Annotated in this window: 13 protein-coding genes and 2 tRNA genes; 6 read left to right on the forward strand and 9 right to left on the reverse strand. The window is 71.4% G+C overall.

All coding sequences use genetic code 11. The features are described from left to right. Positions 1–53: 53 nt before the first annotated feature. Positions 54–719, reverse strand: a complete 666-nt coding sequence (locus IEX37_RS04940; RefSeq protein ID WP_188755153.1) for an ATP-dependent Clp protease proteolytic subunit — start codon at positions 717–719, stop codon at positions 54–56. A 38-nt stretch (positions 720–757) separates the two neighbouring features. Then, complete coding sequence (locus IEX37_RS04945) at positions 758–1,351, reverse strand: ATP-dependent Clp protease proteolytic subunit (RefSeq protein ID WP_188755154.1); 594 nt, start codon at positions 1,349–1,351, stop codon at positions 758–760. Positions 1,352–1,539: 188 nt separating this feature from the next. On the opposite strand from IEX37_RS04945, the gene glgX reads away from it, so the two are divergent. From glgX to treZ, 3 genes are read left to right on the forward strand one after another with little or no spacing between them, the layout of a single operon-like run. Further along, on the forward strand, positions 1,540–3,729 hold the full coding sequence (gene glgX, locus IEX37_RS04950) for a glycogen debranching protein GlgX (protein WP_188755155.1): 2,190 nt from the start codon (positions 1,540–1,542) through the stop codon (positions 3,727–3,729). After that, positions 3,726–6,035, forward strand: a complete 2,310-nt coding sequence (gene treY / locus IEX37_RS04955) for a malto-oligosyltrehalose synthase (RefSeq protein ID WP_188755156.1) — start codon at positions 3,726–3,728, stop codon at positions 6,033–6,035. The genes glgX and treY overlap by 4 nt, the downstream gene beginning before the upstream one ends. Continuing rightward, positions 6,032–7,762 carry a malto-oligosyltrehalose trehalohydrolase gene (gene treZ / locus IEX37_RS04960; RefSeq protein ID WP_188755157.1) on the forward strand — a complete coding sequence of 577 codons (1,731 nt, stop codon included), beginning with the start codon at positions 6,032–6,034 and terminating at the stop codon, positions 7,760–7,762. Before treY ends, treZ begins: the two co-directional genes overlap by 4 nt. 58 nt (positions 7,763–7,820) lie before the next feature. Here the strand turns inward: treZ and tig are convergent, their stop codons facing one another. The 3 genes from tig to IEX37_RS04975 form a co-directional block, all read right to left on the reverse strand. After that, positions 7,821–9,152, reverse strand: coding sequence for a trigger factor (gene tig, locus IEX37_RS04965; protein ID WP_188755158.1), 1,332 nt, complete (start codon positions 9,150–9,152; stop codon positions 7,821–7,823). Between the two features lie 106 nt (positions 9,153–9,258). After that, a tRNA-Pro gene (locus IEX37_RS04970) sits at positions 9,259–9,332 on the reverse strand. Positions 9,333–9,417: 85 nt separating this feature from the next. Next, a tRNA-Gly gene (locus tag IEX37_RS04975) sits at positions 9,418–9,491 on the reverse strand. A 198-nt stretch (positions 9,492–9,689) separates the two neighbouring features. Here IEX37_RS04975 and IEX37_RS04980 point away from each other — a divergent pair. Both IEX37_RS04980 and IEX37_RS16090 read left to right on the forward strand, forming a co-directional pair. Continuing rightward, complete coding sequence (locus IEX37_RS04980; protein WP_188755159.1) at positions 9,690–9,869, forward strand: hypothetical protein; 180 nt, start codon at positions 9,690–9,692, stop codon at positions 9,867–9,869. Between the two features lie 62 nt (positions 9,870–9,931). Continuing rightward, positions 9,932–12,841 (forward strand): helix-turn-helix transcriptional regulator, encoded by a 2,910-nt coding sequence (locus IEX37_RS16090; RefSeq protein WP_188755160.1) that lies wholly within the window; start codon positions 9,932–9,934, stop codon positions 12,839–12,841. Between the two features lie 5 nt (positions 12,842–12,846). On the opposite strand, the gene IEX37_RS04990 is transcribed toward IEX37_RS16090, so the two are convergent. Beyond that, the gene (locus IEX37_RS04990) at positions 12,847–13,383 is read right to left on the reverse strand and encodes a gamma carbonic anhydrase family protein (protein ID WP_188755161.1); all 537 of its coding nucleotides are present in this window, start codon (positions 13,381–13,383) and stop codon (positions 12,847–12,849) included. Between the two features lie 174 nt (positions 13,384–13,557). Here IEX37_RS04990 and IEX37_RS04995 point away from each other — a divergent pair, with 174 nt between their 5' ends. Further along, positions 13,558–14,043: a Dps family protein gene (locus tag IEX37_RS04995; protein ID WP_188755162.1), complete on the forward strand. Its 486-nt coding sequence runs from the start codon at positions 13,558–13,560 to the stop codon at positions 14,041–14,043. Positions 14,044–14,112: 69 nt separating this feature from the next. Here the strand turns inward: IEX37_RS04995 and IEX37_RS05000 are convergent, their stop codons facing one another. From IEX37_RS05000 to IEX37_RS05010, 3 genes are read right to left on the reverse strand one after another with little or no spacing between them, the layout of a single operon-like run. Further along, positions 14,113–15,636, reverse strand: a complete 1,524-nt coding sequence (locus IEX37_RS05000) for an amidohydrolase (protein ID WP_188755163.1) — start codon at positions 15,634–15,636, stop codon at positions 14,113–14,115. Next, complete coding sequence (locus IEX37_RS05005) at positions 15,624–16,652, reverse strand: Fpg/Nei family DNA glycosylase (RefSeq protein ID WP_188755164.1); 1,029 nt, start codon at positions 16,650–16,652, stop codon at positions 15,624–15,626. The genes IEX37_RS05000 and IEX37_RS05005 overlap by 13 nt, the downstream gene beginning before the upstream one ends. Next, positions 16,652–17,140, reverse strand: a complete 489-nt coding sequence (locus tag IEX37_RS05010; protein ID WP_188755165.1) for a ribose-5-phosphate isomerase — start codon at positions 17,138–17,140, stop codon at positions 16,652–16,654. Before IEX37_RS05010 ends, IEX37_RS05005 begins: the two co-directional genes overlap by 1 nt. Positions 17,141–17,322: the final 182 nt, after the last annotated feature.

The raw sequence follows: 17,322 nt of genomic DNA on the forward strand, positions 1-17,322 counted from the left end.
GCCCCGGCGCGCGACCGCGCGACCGGGGCATCCTCGACGTCACCGTCGGCGCGTCACTTCGCGGCCGGCGTGCGCTTGCGGGTCGTGAGCACCTGGTCGACGAGGCCGTACTCCACGGCCTCCTTGGCGCCCAGGATCTTGTCGCGGTCGATGTCGCGGTGCACCTCTTCGACCGAGCGGTGGGAGTGCTTCGCCAGCGTCTCCTCGAGCCACGTGCGCATGCGCATGATCTCGGCCGCCTGGATCTCGATGTCCGACGCCTGCCCGTGACCCGCCTCGCCGACGGCGGGCTGGTGGATCAGGATGCGCGCGTTGGGCAGCGCGAGGCGCTTGCCGGGTGCGCCCGCCGCGAGCAGCACGGCCGCCGCGGACGCGGCCTGACCCAGCACGACGGTCTGGATCTGGGGAGAGATGTACTGCATCGTGTCGTAGATCGCCGTCATGGCCGTGAACGACCCGCCCGGCGAGTTGATGTACATGATGATGTCGCGGTCGGGGTCCTGGCTCTCCAGCACGAGCAGCTGGGCCATGACGTCGTCGGCCGACGCGTCGTCCACCTGCACGCCGAGGAAGATGACGCGGTCCTCGAACAGCTTGTTGTAGGGGTCCTGGCGCTTGTAGCCGTAGGCCGTGCGCTCCTCGAACTGGGGCAGGATGTAGCGGCTGCCGGGCATCTGCAGGCCCTGGGGCGAGACGGCGCCGGTGTAGGGGGTGTGCATCTTCGATACGTCCTTCTCTGTGCTCAGCTGCTCGGCGCTCAGTTCGCGTCGCGGTCGGTGCCGCCCGCGCCGGTCACGTCGACGGCGTGCTCGCGGATGTGGTCGACGAAGCCGTACGCGAGGGCCTCCTCGGCCGAGAACCAGCGGTCGCGGTCGCCGTCCTCGTTGATCTGCTCGACGCTCTTGCCCGTCTGCGCGGCGGTGATCTCCGCGAGACGGCGCTTCATGTCGAGGATGAGCTGCGCCTGCGTCTGGATGTCGCTCGCCGTGCCCCCGAAGCCGCCGTGCGGCTGGTGCAGCAGGACCCGCGCGTTGGGCGTGATGTACCGCTTGCCCTTCGTGCCGCTCGTGAGCAGCAGCTGCCCCATCGAGGCCGCCATGCCGATGCCCACCGTGACGATGTCGTTGGGCACGAACTGCATCGTGTCGTAGATCGCCATGCCCGCCGTGATCGAACCGCCGGGCGAGTTGATGTAGAGGTAGATGTCCTTCTGCGAGTCCTCGGCGGCCAGCAGCAGGATCTTGGCGCAGATCTCGTTCGCGTTCTCGTCGCGCACCTCCGAGCCAAGCCAGATGATGCGATCCTTCAGCAGCCGGTCGAAGACACTCTGTGCCATCAGCGGTTCGGGCATTCTCACTCCATTCGGTGGTGCGTCGTTACGACCCTACCGGCGGCCTTCGTCGCCCCCGGCGCGTGTTCGCCGTGGGCATACGTCGCGCCGCGGGCCGCGCATCCGTACCCGCTGGAGTGCGTTCGCGGCAAGCCCTTCCAGCGGATGTCCGCGGGGGCTACCGTCAAAGCGACCCCGAGGAGGTCTGCATGGAGACGTGGCCCGGACGGCCCTATCCGCTGGGAGCGACGTACGACGGCGACGGCACCAACTTCGCGCTGTACAGCGAGCTCGCCGAGCGCGTCGAGCTCTGCCTGTTCGACGAGCAGGACCGCGAGACGCGCGTGCCGCTCATCGAGGTGGACGGGTACGTGTGGCACGCGTACCTCCCCGAGGTGGCGCCCGGGCAGCGCTACGGCTACCGCGTGCACGGGCCCTTCGATCCCTCGACGGGCCAGAGGTGCGATCCGTCGAAGCTGCTGCTCGATCCGTACGCCAAGGCGATGTCGGGGACGATCGACTGGGATCCGTCCCTCTTCGACCACGACTTCACGGATCCGTCCGTGCGGAACGAGGACGACTCGGCGGCGCACACGATGCGGGGGGTCGTGATCAACCCCTACTTCGACTGGCGGGGCGACCGACCCCCGGCGACGCCGTACAGCCGGACCGTCATCTACGAGGCGCACGTCAAGGGCCTCACGGCGCTGCACCCGGACGTCCCGGAGGAGCTGCGGGGCACGTACGCCGGCATCGCGCACCCCGCGGTCATCGCCCACCTGCGCCGGCTGGGGGTCACCGCGATCGAGCTCATGCCCGTGCACCAGTTCGTGCACGACAGCGTGCTGCTGGAGAAGGGCCTGCGCAACTACTGGGGCTACAACACCCTGGGGTTCTTCGCCCCTCACGCCGAGTACTCCTCCAGCGGCGACGTCGGCGAGCAGGTGCAGGAGTTCAAGGCCATGGTGCGCACGCTGCACGCGGCGGGCATCGAGGTGATCCTGGACGTGGTCTACAACCACACCGCGGAGGGCAACCACCTGGGTCCGACGCTGTCGTTCAAGGGCATCGACAACGCCGCGTATTACCGTCTGGTCGAGGACGACCCGCAGTACTACATGGACTACACGGGCACGGGCAACACCCTCAACGTGCGCAACCCGCACGCGCTGCAGCTCATCATGGACTCCCTGCGCTACTGGGTCCTGGAGATGCACGTCGACGGCTTCCGGTTCGACCTCGCCTCCGCGCTGGCGCGCGAGTTCTACGAGGTCGACCGGCTCTCGAGCTTCTTCGACCTCGTGCAGCAGGATCCCGTGGTGTCCCAGGTGAAGCTCATCGCCGAGCCGTGGGACGTCGGCCCCGGCGGCTACCAGGTCGGCAACTTCCCGCCGCAGTGGACCGAGTGGAACGGCAAGTACCGCGACACGGTGCGCGACTTCTGGCGGGGCGAGCCCGCGACGCTCGGCGAGTTCGCGTCCCGCTTCACGGGTTCGGCCGACCTGTACGAGAACTCCGCCCGGCGGCCGATCGCGTCGATCAACTTCGTGACGGCGCACGACGGGTTCACGCTGCGCGATCTCGTCTCGTACAACGAGAAGCACAACGACGCCAACGGCGAGGACAACCGCGACGGGGAATCGCACAACCGCTCGTACAACCTCGGCGTCGAGGGGCCGACGGACGATCCGGACATCCTCGAGGCGCGGGCACGGCAGCAGCGCAACCTGCTGGCGACGCTGCTGCTGTCCCAGGGCGTGCCGATGATCCTGCACGGGGATGAGCTGGGCCGCACCCAGGCGGGGAACAACAACGGGTACGCGCAGGACTCCCCCCTCACATGGGTGCACTGGGATGCGGCGGACGACCCGCTCATCGAGTTCACCGCGCGCGTGAGCCGCCTGCGCCGCGAGCATCCCACGTTCCGCCGTGGCGGCTACTTCGACGGCCGCCCCGTACGCCGCGGGGAGGGCGACCCGCTCCCGGACATCGCCTGGTTCACGCCGGACGGATCGCCCATGGGGCCCGACGACTGGCAGACGAGCTACGCCCGCTCGCTCGGGGTGTTCCTGAACGGGCAGGGCATCCGCGAACGCGGGCCGCGCGGGGAGCGGATCGTCGACCGGCACTTCCTCGTGTGCTTCAACGCGCACTCCGAGCCGGTCGAGTTCACGCTCCCGGCGGACGAGTTCTGCACCGCATGGGAGGTCGTGCTCAACACCGCCGACGGCGCGGATCCCGCGCCCCGCGAGTCCGGCACGCCCCTGGAGGCCCCGGCGCGGTCCGTGCTGGTGCTGCGGGAGTACCGCGAGCCGGAGCCCCCGCCGGAGTACTCGCCCGCGGCATCCGTGCGCCTCCACGGCTCCGGCTCCGACGCACCCCGGGAGCCGCGCTCGTGAGCAGGACGCCGCGGTCCACCTACCGCCTGCAGATCCGGCGCGAGTTCGACCTCGACGCCGCAACCGCGCTCATCGACTACATCGCCGCGCTCGGCGCCGACGCCGTCTACCTGTCCCCGATCCTCACGAGCGAGCCGGGCTCGGCACACGGCTACGACGTGACCGATCCGAGCGCGGTCGACCCGGACCGCGGCGGTCCGGACGCGCTGGCTCGGCTCGCAGACGCCGCCCACGCGGCCGGGCTGGCCGTCCTCGTGGACATCGTCCCCAACCACATGGGAGTCGCGACGCCCGCCCACAACCCCTGGTGGTGGGACCTGCTGACGCACGGACGCGAGTCGCGCTACGCCGACGCGTTCGACATCGACTGGGACGCCGGCGGCGGCCGCATCCGGCTGCCGGTGCTCGGCGAGGACGATCCGGAGCTGCGCATCGAGGACGGGACGCTGCGCTACTGGGAGCACCGCTTCCCGCTGGCGCCGGGGACGGCGGACGACGGCGCAACCCCCGCCGAGGTGCACGCGCGCCAGCACTATGAGCTCGTGCACTGGCGGCGCGGCGACGCGGAACTGAACTTCCGTCGCTTCTTCGCCGTGACGACGCTCGCGGGCCTGCGCGTCGAGGATCCCCGCGTCTTCGACGAGTCCCATGCCGAGGTCCTGCGGTGGGTCCGCGCGGGGCTCGTCGACGGACTTCGAATCGATCACCCCGACGGGCTCGCGGATCCGGGCGGCTACCTCGCGCGGCTCTCGGAGGAGACTGGCGGGGCGTACGTGCTGGTGGAGAAGATCCTGGAGCACGGCGAGGAGCTCCCGCCGCACTGGGCCACCGCCGGCACGACGGGGTACGACGCGCTCGGGGACATCGATCGCGTGCTGATCGACCCGGCCGCCGAGCCCGTGCTCGACGACCTCGAGGCCGAGCTGCGCGGCGGCCCGGCGGACTGGGGAGCGCTCGTCCACGAGGGCAAGAGCGCGGTCGCCAGGACGCTGCTGCGCGCCGAGGTCGCGCGCCTCGCCCGCCTGCTGCCGGCGACGGACGCGGTCGAAGACGCTCTCCGCGAGCTGCTGGCGTGCTTTCCCGTGTACCGCTCCTACCTGCCCGCGGGGATCGAGCACCTGCACGAAGCCGCGACGCACGCCCGACGGAGGCGTCCGGAGCTCGCCGCGGCGATCGACCGGGTGCTCCCGTACCTCGCCGATCCCGCGCATCCCGCCGCGATCCGCTTCCAGCAGACGTCGGGTGCGGTCATGGCCAAGGGCGTCGAGGACACCGCCTTCTACCGCTACGGGCGGCTCGCGTCGCTCAACGAGGTGGGCGGGGACCCGTCGGAGTTCGCGATCGACGTGGACGAGTTCCATCGCCGCCAGATGCTGCGGCAGGCCCGCACGCCGCTGTCGATGACGACCCTGTCCACGCACGACACCAAGCGCGGCGAGGACACGCGCGCCCGCATCGACGCGCTCTCCGAGGTGCCGCAGCTGTGGCGCAGCACCCTCGCCACGCTGCGGGGGCGTGCGCCGCTCGGCGACGGCCCCCTCGAATCGCTGCTGTGGGCGTCGTTCATCGGCGCGTGGCCGCTGTCGCGCGAGCGCGCCCACGCCTACGCGGAGAAGGCGGCGCGCGAGGCGGCGACCGGGACGTCCTGGACCGACCCGGACGAGGCGTTCGAGGAGCGGTTGCACGCCCTGGTCGACGCGGCCTTCGACGACGAGACCGCTCGTGCGGCCGTCGAGGAGTGCGTGGAGTTCGTGCGCGAGGCAGGCTGGATCAACGCCCTGTCGGCGAAACTGCTCCAGCTCGCCGCTCCGGGCGTGCCGGACGTCTACCAGGGCTCGGAGCTGTGGAACCGCTCGCTCGTGGATCCGGACAACCGCCTGCCGGTCGACTTCGACGAACGGCGGCGCCTGCTCGAGCGCATCGACGGCGGCGAGCTGCCTCCCCCGGACGAGTCGGCCGCTGCCAAGCTGCTCGTGACGTCGCGCGTGCTGCGCGCGCGCCGGGACCGCCCCGAGCTGTTCACGCGGTACGCCGGCCTGCCCGTCGTGGGGCACGCATCCGCGCATGCGATCGCCTTCGACCGCGGGGGCGCGGTCGCCGTGGCCACACGCCTGCCCATCGGCCTGTCGCGCCGCGGCGGCTGGAACGACACACGCGTGCTCACGCCGCCGGGACGCTACATCGACGCCATCGGCGGTGAGGCCGTCGAGGGCGGCGAGCTGCTCCTGGGACGGCTGCTGAGCCGCTATCCGGTCGCGCTTCTGCTGAGAGCGGAGAAGAGAACGGAAGAGAAGGGGTCAGCGTGAGCTTCGAGGTCTGGGCGCCGCGCCCGTCGCGGGTGGGACTGCTGCTCGACGGACAGCCGCACGAGATGCGCCGCGACGACGAGGGGTGGTGGCGCGCGGACGTCCCGGCGCTCGCAGGCCAGGACTACGGCTACCTCCTCGACGACGACCCCACGCCCCTGCCCGACCCGCGTTCGATCCGACAGCCCGACGGCGTGCATGCGCTGAGCCGCGTGCACGACCTCGCCTTCGCCTGGACCGACGCGTCGTGGACGGGACGCCAGCTCGCGGGCGGCGTCATCTATGAGCTGCACGTGGGCACGTTCACGCCGGAGGGCACGCTCGACGCCGCCATCGCGCGCCTGCCGCACCTCGTGGATCTGGGCATCGACTTCGTCGAGCTGCTGCCCGTCAACTCCTTCAACGGGGCATGGAACTGGGGCTACGACGGCGTCCTCTGGTACGCCGTGTCGGAGACCTACGGCGGACCGGAGGCGTATCAGCGCTTCGTCGACGCGTGCCACGCGGCCGGGCTCGCGGTGATCCAGGACGTGGTCTACAACCACCTGGGGCCGAGCGGCAACTACCTGCCGCGCTTCGCCCCCTACCTGCGCGAGGACAGCGCCAACACCTGGGGCGCCTCGATCGACCTCGCGCGGCGCGAGGTGCGGGACTACATCACCGACAACGCGCTGATGTGGCTGCGGGACTTCCACGTGGACGGCCTCCGGCTCGACGCGGTGCACGCGCTGGTCGACGACGAGCATGACCGGCGTGGCGAGGCGCACATCCTGCAGGAACTCGCCGAGCGGGTCGACGCGCTCAGCGCGCACCTCCGGCGGCCGCTCACGCTCATCGCCGAGTCGGACATGAACGACCCGAAGCTCATCACCCCGCGCGAGGGCGGCGGCTACGGCGTGCACGCGCAGTGGAGCGACGACTACCACCACGCCGTGCACGTCGCGCTCACGGGCGAGACGAGCGGCTACTACGCCGACTTCGAGCCGATCGAGGCTCTCGCCAAGGCCGGGACGCGAGGGTTCTTCCACGACGGCACGTGGTCTTCCTTCCGGGAGCGGAACCACGGCCACCCGATCGATCCGGCCACCCCGACCTGGCGCCTGGTGACGTACGCGCAGGACCACGACCAGATCGGCAACCGTGCGACGGGCGACCGGCTGTCGCAATCCCTCGACGAGGATCTGCTCGCCGTCGCGGCGCTGCTGGCGCTGGCGTCGCCGTTCACCCCCATGCTGTTCATGGGCGAGGAGTGGGGCGCGTCCACCCCGTGGCAGTTCTTCACGGCGCACCCGGAGCCCGAGCTGGGCGAGGCCACCGCGAAGGGCAGGATCGCGGAATTCGAGCGCATGGGGTGGGATCCCGATGTGGTGCCGGACCCGCAGGATCCCGAGACGTTCCACCGCTCGAAGCTCGACTGGGCCGAGCCGTACCCGCAGGCCGAGGACGAGTCGCGGCACACCCGCCTGCTGTCCGTGCACCGAGAGCTCATCGCCCTCCGACGCCGCGAGCCCGACCTGTCCGACCCGCGCTTCGACCGCCTGTCGGCGCAGTGGAGCGAGGACCCGAAGTGGATCCGCCTGCGGCGCGGCGCGCTGGAGATCGTGGTCAACCTCGCAGACGTGCCGCTGGCGATCGAGCCGCCCCGCGAGGTGCTGTTCTCGACGCGCCCGTTCGGCGCAGAGGCGGACGGCATCCCGGCGCGCTCCGGCGCCATCATCCGGCCGTAACGGACGCGCGAAGGGCGGGTGCCGGAGCACCCGCCCTTCGCGGCATCTCAGCGAGAGGTCACTCGGACTTCTCGGCGTCGCTCTCCTCCGCGGAGTCCGCCTGCGTGTCCTCGGCCGTCGCGGCGAAGCCCGAGAGGTCGACCGGCTTGCCGTTCGTGTCGACGACCGTGACCTTGCCGAGCACGAGCGCGAGCGCCTTGTTGCGGGCCACGTCGGCGACGACCGCCTGCAGCTGGTTGCCCTGCTGCAGCGCCTCGACGAACTGCTGCGGCGCCATGCCGTACTGGCTGGACATCTGGATGAGGTACTGGGTCAGCTCGTCCTGCGAGACCTGCACCTCGAGCTTCTGGGCGAGCTCGTCGAGCAGCATCTGCGTGCGGAACTGCTTCTCGCTGGCCGCGGTGACCTCGGCGCGGTGCTCGTCGTCCTCGAGGCGGCTCTCCTGCTCGAGGTGCTGGTTCACCTCGTCCTCGATCAGCTGCGCCGGCACGGGGATGTCCACCTGCTCGAGCAGCGTCTCGACGAGCTTGTCGCGCGCGGCCGACCCCTGGGAGAAGGCGCCGCGCGACTCGACCTGCTCGCGCAGGCTCTCGCGCAGCTCGGCGATCGTGTCGAACTCGCTGGCCATCTGGGCGAAGTCGTCGTCGGCCTCGGGCAGCTCGCGCTCCTTGACGGCCTTGACGGTGACGGCGACCTCGGCCTCCTCGCCGGCGTGGTCGCCGCCGACCAGCGTGGAGCGGAACGTGGTGTCCTCCCCCGCCGTGAGCGAATCGATGGCCTCATCGATGCCCTGCAGCAGCTCGCCCGAGCCGACCTCGTACGAGACGCCCTCGGCCCGGTCGATCTCCTGACCGTCGATCGTGGCGACCAGGTCGAGCTCGACGAAGTCGCCCTTCGCCGCCGGGCGGTCCACCGTCACGAGCGTGCCGAAGCGCGAACGCAGGCGGTCCAGCTCCTCGTCGAGCTGCGCGTCGTCGACCTCGGTCGCGTCGACCGTGATCGTGAGGCTCTCGTAGTCGGGCAGCTCGAAGTCGGGGCGGACGTCGACCTCGACGTCGACGACCAGGTCGCCCGAGAAGTCCTTCTCACTGGGCAGCTCGACGATGTCGGCCGACGGGCGTCCGAGCAGCTTCACCTCGTGCGCGGCGACGGCCTCGCGGAAGAAGCCGTCCAGGCCCTCGTTGACCGCGTGCTCGAGAACGGCAGCGCGACCGATGCGCTGGTCGATGATCGGAGCCGGAACCTTGCCCTTGCGGAAGCCGGGGACCTGCACGTCCTGAGCGATGTGCTCGTACGCGTGCTGGATGCTCGGCTTGAGCTCGTCAGGGCTGACCGTGATGTGCAGCTTCACCCGGGTCGGGCTGAGCTTCTCGACGGTGCTGTTGACCATAGGGGTTCGTTCTCCTCGGTGACGGTTCCCGCGTGCAAGCCGCGCGGCGGGATGATGTCCTTGCGTGGTTGAAGGCCTTACGTGATTAGGTCTGTGTGGCCGTGTGTCGGGGCGACAGGATTTGAACCTGCGGCCTCCCGCTCCCAAAGCGGGCGCTCTACCAAGCTGAGCTACGCCCCGGGGATCCCTCATGGGAGCACGAAACGGCCCCGTGAAGTCTAGCCGACGATGCCGGGCGGGACTTACGGGGCGGTGCGGAGGCGCGTGGAGGGGATGACGGGAATCGAACCCGCACCACCAGTTTGGAAGACTGGGGCTCTACCATTGAGCTACATCCCCGGACTGCCGGGCAGCGCGTTCGAGTCTAGCCGACTCCGCGCCGAGCGCCCGACGCGGCGCGTCCTGCACTGCGGAGGAGATCCTCCATCGCGAGGGCCGAATACGTCTGAGGGGCCCGATCGACCGGAATAGGGCGATCTTCCGATGCCCCGTGCCCACCTCAGAGGCCAGCGTGGGTGGCACGAGGGAAGGACGGACATGTACATCGATCCGACGATCCAGTTGAGCCGGTACGAACAGGACGTGCGGGAAGCGGAGGCGGCGATCGCTCGAGCGCGCGCCCTCGATGAGCGCCGCCTCGATGAGCGCGGCACGGGGCGCACGGAACGGCGCGTGTCTCGCGTCGCACGCCGGATGATCGCGCGCCACGGCGCGTGAGCGGCACCTCCCGGCGAACGCCGTCGGCCCCCGATGTCGGAGGGCGGTGGCACGATGAACCCGTGACCAGGCAGACGCAGACGATGGTGGCGCGCGATGCCGAGCTGGCGCAGTTGGCGGACGCGCTGCGGGTCGTGACCGGCGGTGAGACGCGCACGGTGGCGGTCGCCGGCGAGGCCGGCATCGGGAAGACCCGCTTGCTCACCGAGTTCGTCGCACGGCACGCGGGAGATGCGCGTGTGCTGGTCGGCCGTTGCATCGACATGGGCGGCGCGGGGCAGGCCTACACGTCGATCGCCGGCGCGCTGCGTGCGCTGACGGGCGAGCTGGGCGACGACGAAGTACGCCGGCTGGCAGGAGACGCGGGGTCAGCGCTGCAACGCCTCCCCGAGCTCGCTGTCGGCGGTGCGACCCAGTCCGATGCATCGGCCGGCGGCCTGCACGAGGCGATCATGCTCCTTCTCGAGGCGGTGTCGGCGGAAAGGCCGGTCGTCCTCGTGATCGAGGATCTGCACTGGGTGGACCCCGCAAGCCTCGCCGTGGTCCGTTTCCTCAGCCGCGCCCTCACGGCGGCGCGCGTGCTCATCATCGTCACGTACCGCACCGAGGACATCGGGCGTGGTCACATCGCTCGCGGGTTCGTCACCGAGCTGATCCGTGACCGGCGCTGCGTGCGCGTCGCGCTCGAACGCCTCGATCGGCACGCCACGCGCGCCCTCATGCACGAGCTCCTGAGCCACGCACCGGACGAGTCCGCCGTCGACGCCTTGCTGGCGCGCAGCGACGGCGTGCCGTTCTACATCGAGGAGCTGGTCTCCCTCGAGGCCTGCGCCGACGAGCCCGGCACCCTCCCCGACGGACTGCGCGAGCTGCTGCTCGTCCGCTACGAGCGGCTGTCGGAGGAGGCGCGTCGCGTCGTGCGCCGCCTCGCCGTCGGCGGGGTCGAGGTCGCGCACGACCTCCTCGCAGCCGTCTCCGAGGACGGCGAACGGTCCGAGTTCGAGGACGCCCTCCGAGAGGCGATGGCGGGCGCCGTCATCCTTGCGACCCCCACCGGGTACTCGTTCCGCCACGCGCTCGTGCGCGAGGCGATCCTCGACGACGTGCTGCCCGGAGAGCGAGAACGCCTCCACGGACGCTACGCGGTCGAGTACGAGGCGCGCGCCGAAGCCGGGGCTCGGGTCGCCGCGGCGATCGCCCATCACTGGGAGGGGGCGCGCGACGCGGCGCGGGCCTTCCCGGCATGGGTCCGCGCGATGCGGGAGGCCCGCGCCACGACCGGATACGCGTCGGCGGCGCAGCACGCCGAGCGCGCGCTCTCGCTCTGGGAAGTCGTCCCCGACCCCGAGCGCGCGGCCGGGATGGGCCGCCTCGAACTCATGGGTCGCACCGCCACGTACCTGCGCAACGCCGGCGACGTCGAGCGCAGCCTCGGTGTCCTGGAGGCCGCGTTGCGGGAATGCGCGCCCGGCACCTTCGACCACGCGATGCTGCTGAACAATCAGGCCCGCGGCCTCGCGATCGCCGCGCGTCCCGGCTCGATCGAGTCCTATCGGGAGGCGCTCGCGACGCTCGACGCGCTCGCTGCGCGAGCGCGAGCCGGCTCAGTCGACGCACTCGCCGCGCAGGACGCGGTCGCCTTCGAGAGCCTCCGTGCCGACGTGATGGTCTCGCTGGCCGGGCGGCTGACGCTCATCGGCGAGGACCACGAGGCGCTCGAACTCGCCCGGGAGGGGGCCGCCCTCGCTCACCGCATCGGGCGCGCCCGACTCGAGTCGGTCGGCGTGAACATCGGCGCCATCTGCCATGCGCACCTCGGCCGCGTCGACAGCGCGGTGGACGAGCTCGAACGTGCACGACACATCGCGGGTTCCGATGGTCCCGCCCTCCTCCGTTACTGGGTCAACGCGTCCGACGTCGCCCAGCACCTGGGCGACTACCCGAGAGCGCTCGCCATCGCCGAGGAAGGGCTCGCCGCGGCCCGGACGCTGGGAGCCGACCGAACGTCCGGCATCGTGCTCGCCTCCAACACCGTCGATCCGCTGCTCGCGCTCGGTCGCTGGGAAGAGGCGGAGTCGCTGCTCGAGCGATACCTGCCGATGGCGCTCGCGACGACGGGGCGCTCCTACCTGGTGCGCGATCGAGCCTGGCTCCAGCTGCTGCGGGGCGACGCCCCCGGCGCGGCGGAGACGCTCGCCTCCGGGCGCGCGCTGTTCGCCTCGACGTCGGCCTTCGAGCTGCAGTCGCGCGTGACGGTCGCGCACGTCACGGCAGAGGTCTCGCTTGCGCTCGGCGATCCCGCCCGCGCGTGGCGCGAGGCGCAACTGCTGCTGGCACAGGATCCTCAACCCGTGCATCCGGGGCACGTCCCGCCGTTCGCGTGGACGGCGGCGCGCGTGATCTCGCGGGCGGCGAGGGAGTCCCCCGAGAGCGAGGTCGCAGCCGGGCGCCTCCGCGAGCTCATCCGGGACGGCGGCTGGCCCACGCTCGAGGCGTGGGCACCGCTCATCGAGGCAGAGCTGTCGCCGTCCGTGTCCACACGGCGCGCAGCGCTCGCCGTGGCAGACGACCCTCGTCTTCCGGTCCAGGTACGGCCCGACGCGTTGCTGCGGCTCGCCGAGACGCTGTTGGAGGACGGCGAACGCACCGAGGCGCGCGCGTGCCTCGACCGCGCGATCGCCGAGGCGCGGGATCGCGGCACGGGCGGTGTGCTCGACCAGGCCCTGACGTTCGGGCGTTCGGCGGGACTCCGACGCGAGGCCCCCTCACGTCGCGCCGCGGACCAGTTGACCGACCGCGAGCGTCAGGTGCTCGGGCTCGTCGCCTCGGGCCTCAGCAACCGCCAGATCGGTGAGCGGCTGTTCATCAGCGGCAAGACCGCGAGCGTGCACGTCTCCGCCATCCTGCGCAAGCTCGGCGCGACCAACCGCGCCGAGGCGGCGCATCTCGCGCGCGACCTCCCGCCGCACTGAGGCGGTCAGCCGCGCGTGGCGTCGGCGTGGCGCTCCGCGATCGCCAGGTACCGCTCGGCGTTGCTGCGCAGGCGGTCCACCTCCTCGTCCGTCAGCTCGCGGCGCACCTTGGCGGGAACGCCCGCGACGAGCGAGCGCGGCGGGATCTCGGTGCCCTCGAGCACGACCGCGCCGCCCGCGACGAGGCTTCCGGCACCGATCACGGCTCCCGACAGTACGACGCTACCCATCCCGATGAGCGCGCCGTCCCCGATCGTGCAGCCGTGCACGACCGCGTTGTGGCCCACGGACACGCCCTCGCCGATCACGACGGGATGCGCGGCATCGACGTGGACGGACACGTTGTCCTGGATGTTGCTTCCGGCGCCGACGGAGATCGGCGCGATGTCGCCTCGCACGACCGCGTTGTACCAGACGCTCGCGCGCTCCCCCAGGACGACGGCGCCGGAGACGCGCGCTCCGTCCGCCACGAAGGCGTCCGGATGGATGGCGGGCTCGGCGTCGCCGAGGACGATGATCGAGGCACGGGGCGAGACGGTCATAACGCGACTCTACGGCGACGTCAATCCCCGTGCCCGCTCCGCTGGTATGGCAAGCCTCACTTTCCCCAGGTGAGCGGCAATTTAGCCGAGCCTTTGCTTGCTTGCGGAATGCGGACGGAAGAGTAGCGTTGTCGTACAGAGAGGCATTCCAGCCATCAGTTTCGGAGGAACGTCATGAGCAAGAACCAGACCGTCTCGACCACCGCGAGCGACCCGACGGTCGCCGCCGGCGCCGCGCAGTTCCTCACCCCCGTGGTCCTGGGACTTCAGGCCCTGACCGTCAACGGCAAGCAGGCGCACTGGCACGTGCGCGGCGAGAACTTCATCGGCGTGCACGAGTTCCTCGACACGCTCGTGGACCACGCCCGCGACTGGGCCGACGAGGCCGCCGAGCGCATCGTGGCCCTGGGCCTGCCGATCGACGCGCGACTGACGAGCGTCGCCGATAAGGCCGCGGGCAGCACGGTCGCCGCGGGCTTCTCGCGGTCGGACGACACGATCCGCGCGGTCGTGGCCGACATCGACCGCATCATCGCGGACCTGGACGCGGCCATCGAGGGCCTCGACGAGATCGACCTCACGAGCCAGGACGTCGCGATCGGCATCAAGGCCGGTCTCGAGAAGGACCGCTGGTTCCTCGTCGCCCACATCGCTGAGTAAGGCCGAGCGAGAACGTCACGCCGAGGGGCTCCGGATCCGTCCGGAGCCCCTCGGCGCGTTCGCGGCCGCTCAGTCCAGGTGGGTCAGCCGTCCGGCGATCATCGTCGCGTGCACCGGCATCGCGCGCAGCTCGGTCTCGGATGCCGCAAGCGGATCATGCGCGATGAGCGCGAGGTCGGCGGGTTCGCCGGGCTCGATGCGCGCGCCGTGGAGCGAGCCGCCGCCCGTGGAGGCCGCCAACGCCGTCGCGGCGTCCACGCGCTCCTCCGGGCGCCACGGATCGCGGCCGTCCCGCGTACGGAACACGGCCGCGGCCATCGAGACCCAGGGGTCGAGCGGAGCGACCGGCGCGTCGGAGCCCAGCAGCAGATTGGCGCCCGCGTCGCGCAGCGAACGCAACGGGTAGGGCAAGGCCGTCTGCGCCGCCCAGAGCTCGTCCGTCAGCGCGCGATCATCGAGCGCGTGCTCCGGCTGGACGCTCGCTCCGACATCCAGCCGCGCGAACCGCGCGAGATCCGCGTGACGCACGAGCTGCGCGTGCTCGATCCGCCCGACCGCCCCCGTCGCGGCGAACGCGTCGAGCGCGAGGGTGTTCGCCACGTCACCGATCGCGTGGATGGCGCACCCGATGCCCGCCGCGGTCGCGGCCGTCATCAGCTCCCGCAGCTGCGCGGGGTCGACGTTGAGCGCACCCCGGTTGCCGGGGTCGTCCGCATAGCCGTGGCTGCACGCCGCGGTGCGCGTGCCGAGCGAGCCGTCGGTGATGACCTTGAGCGGGCCGACGCGCACGAGATCGGTGTCCGCATCGCGCAACGGGTCGCCCGACTGCAGTCCGAGCGCGATCGCCCGGTCGAGGTGCTGGGGGTAGATGCCGAAGTCGACGCGGAGAGCATCGAACCCAGCCGCGACGCGCCGCTGCCACGCGTCCTCGTTCCAGGTCATGTCGAGGTCGACGTAGCCCACGAGCCCCCGCGCGGCAGCCGCCTGCGCGGCGCGCGTCACGGCGGCATCCGCGTCGGCGTCCGGAACGGTGTTGAGCACGCGCGTGATCGCGAACGCCGCCTCCTCGCGCACCAGCCCGGCCGCGTCGGGCTCGAGGCCCTCGCGCCGCAGCGCCGCCGAGTTGAGCCACAGGGAGTGCAGGTCGAGGCTGAGGATGTAGGTGGGCACGTCGCCCGTCGCGGCGTCGAGCACGCCGAGCGCCGCGGGCTCGGGCCAGAGCGCGTCGCGCATCTCCACCGCGATGCGCCGCCCATCCGACCGCACCGGCGCCCGCGCCGCCAGCGCCGCCGCCTCCTGCGCGGACGCCGCGTCGCGCAGCGACACCCGTTCCACGCCCAGCGCCCACTGCACGACGTGCACGTGGTGGTCCCACAGCCCGGGGATGAGCCAGGCGCCGCCGCCGTCGAGCACCGTGCCCCGGCGCGGCAGCGCCCCCGCCGGCGCGATGTCGGCGATCAGGCCGTCCGCGAGGTGCACGTCGTACACCGCCGCGGGATCGACCATCGCGAGCGGCATCAGCTCGCGCCCCTCGCCCCCGATCCGCACCTCGGCGATCACGTCGACGTGGGCACCCCGGGTCACCGCTGGCATCCGGGGCACCAGTATAGTTTGCGGGCGGCCATCTCCTCGAGCACGATCTCCGTGCCGCAGACCCGGCACGGCAGACCCGCGCGGTGGTAGACCCAGTGCCGGTCGTCGCGGTGTGCCATTGCCTTGCGCCACGCCTCGCCCTCCAGGCCGTCCATCGTCATCATCTGACCGGTCTCGACGCCGATGCGCAGCAGCCGGTCCCAGTCGTGCCACAGCTCCCGCACGATCTCCTCGGGGATCGCCTTGCCCGGCGTGTGCGGATCGAGGCGCGCGCGGTACAGCATCTCGGCGCGGTACACGTTGCCGATGCCGCTGACCACCGACTGGTCCATCAGCAGCAGGCCGATCGCCACGTTGCGGCGGCGCACCGCCGCCACGAAGCGCTCCTCGTTCTCGGCCGGGTCGCCCACGAGCGGATCGGGGCCGAGGCGGGCGATCACAGCGTCGATCTGCTCGGGCGTCTCGACCACACACGCCGTGGGGCCGCGCAGGTCGGCGCACGTCACGTCCGTCATCAGCCGCAGGCGCACCTGTCCCACGACCGGAGGAGGCCACTCCGCATCAGCCGCTTCGAGGCCGTCCGCCTCGTCGAGCCCCTTCGTCTGCTCCGACATCCGCACGTGCACCCGCGTCTTGCGGGGCGCGCCGATCGAGGTCAGCGAGTTCTCGCCGGCGTCGTCGAACACCGGCGCGTCGTCGGCGCCTCCGAGGTCGGTGCCCCGCTGGTTCGTCTGCCCCATCCTGCCGTTGGCCGAGGCGATCGTGGGATCCACGAGGATCTCGCCCGCGAAGTCCCACGCGCCGTAGAGGCCCAGGTGCACGCGCAGCCAGACCTGACCGTCGAATTCGAGGAACATCTGCTTGCCCACCGCCTGCGCCTTGGTCGGCACACGGCCGGACAGCTCGGCCGCTCCCGCGGCGAACCGACCCTGCGGGCTGGAGGCCTGAACCTGCCGGCCGACGAAGTTACGCTCGAACTGCCGCGCGATGCGGTGGACGGAATGACCCTCGGGCATCAGCTCGCGCGCGGGTCCGGCTCGAGCGTGCCGTCGGTCTCGTACGCGGCGATCTGCCCGATGCGCCGCACGTGACGCTCGTCGCCCGAGAAGGGCGTCTCGATGAAGCGATCGATGAAGCCCACCACGTCGTCGAACCCATGCTGTCGCGCGCCGATCGCGATCACGTTGGCGTCGTTGTGCTCGCGGGCGAGCTCGGCGGTAGCGATGCTCCACACGAGCGCGGCGCGCACCCCGCGGACCTTGTTCGCCGCGATCTGCTCTCCGTTGCCGGAGCCGCCGAATACCACGCCGAGCGCCTCGACGCCGCTCTCCTGGTCGGCCACCACGGCCTGCGCCGCGCGGATGCAGAACGCCGGATAGTCGTCCACGGGGTCGTACTCGATCGGCCCGTGGTCGACGACCTCGTGCCCCTGCCCCGCCAGGTGGTGCTGCAGCTGCGTGGAGAACTCGAGCCCGGCGTGGTCGGTCGCGATGTGGATGCGCATGGAGACTATCCTAGGGACGGTGCGGCGCCGCGTTGCGCTCACCGCACGGCCGCATCGTTCCTCACCGCACGGGCGCGCGCACCGGTATTTCAGATGTCCGTCCGCTTTCGGAGATGGCCGCCCGGCAACGCCGCAGGTCTCGAACGATGAACGTTTCAGGACGCGGATGCGAACGGCGAAGC

The organism is Microbacterium album, from assembly GCF_014643695.1.
Classification (GTDB): Bacteria; Actinomycetota; Actinomycetes; order Actinomycetales; family Microbacteriaceae; genus Microbacterium; species Microbacterium album.

Bases quoted from the DNA above. Each gene is read 5' to 3' on its own strand.
- glgX (WP_188755155.1), top strand. From the start codon at position 1,540: ATGGAGACGTGGCCCGGACGGCCCTATCCGCTGGGAGCGACGTACGAC.
- IEX37_RS05010 (WP_188755165.1), bottom strand. From the start codon at position 17,140: ATGCGCATCCACATCGCGACCGACCACGCCGGGCTCGAGTTCTCCACG.
- IEX37_RS05000 (WP_188755163.1), bottom strand. From the start codon at position 15,636: ATGCCAGCGGTGACCCGGGGTGCCCACGTCGACGTGATCGCCGAGGTG.
- IEX37_RS04995 (WP_188755162.1), top strand. From the start codon at position 13,558: ATGAGCAAGAACCAGACCGTCTCGACCACCGCGAGCGACCCGACGGTC.
- IEX37_RS05005 (WP_188755164.1), bottom strand. From the start codon at position 16,652: ATGCCCGAGGGTCATTCCGTCCACCGCATCGCGCGGCAGTTCGAGCGT.
- IEX37_RS04940 (WP_188755153.1), bottom strand. From the start codon at position 719: ATGCACACCCCCTACACCGGCGCCGTCTCGCCCCAGGGCCTGCAGATG.
- IEX37_RS04945 (WP_188755154.1), bottom strand. From the start codon at position 1,351: ATGCCCGAACCGCTGATGGCACAGAGTGTCTTCGACCGGCTGCTGAAG.
- IEX37_RS04990 (WP_188755161.1), bottom strand. From the start codon at position 13,383: ATGACCGTCTCGCCCCGTGCCTCGATCATCGTCCTCGGCGACGCCGAG.
- tig (WP_188755158.1), bottom strand. From the start codon at position 9,152: ATGGTCAACAGCACCGTCGAGAAGCTCAGCCCGACCCGGGTGAAGCTG.
- IEX37_RS04980 (WP_188755159.1), top strand. From the start codon at position 9,690: ATGTACATCGATCCGACGATCCAGTTGAGCCGGTACGAACAGGACGTG.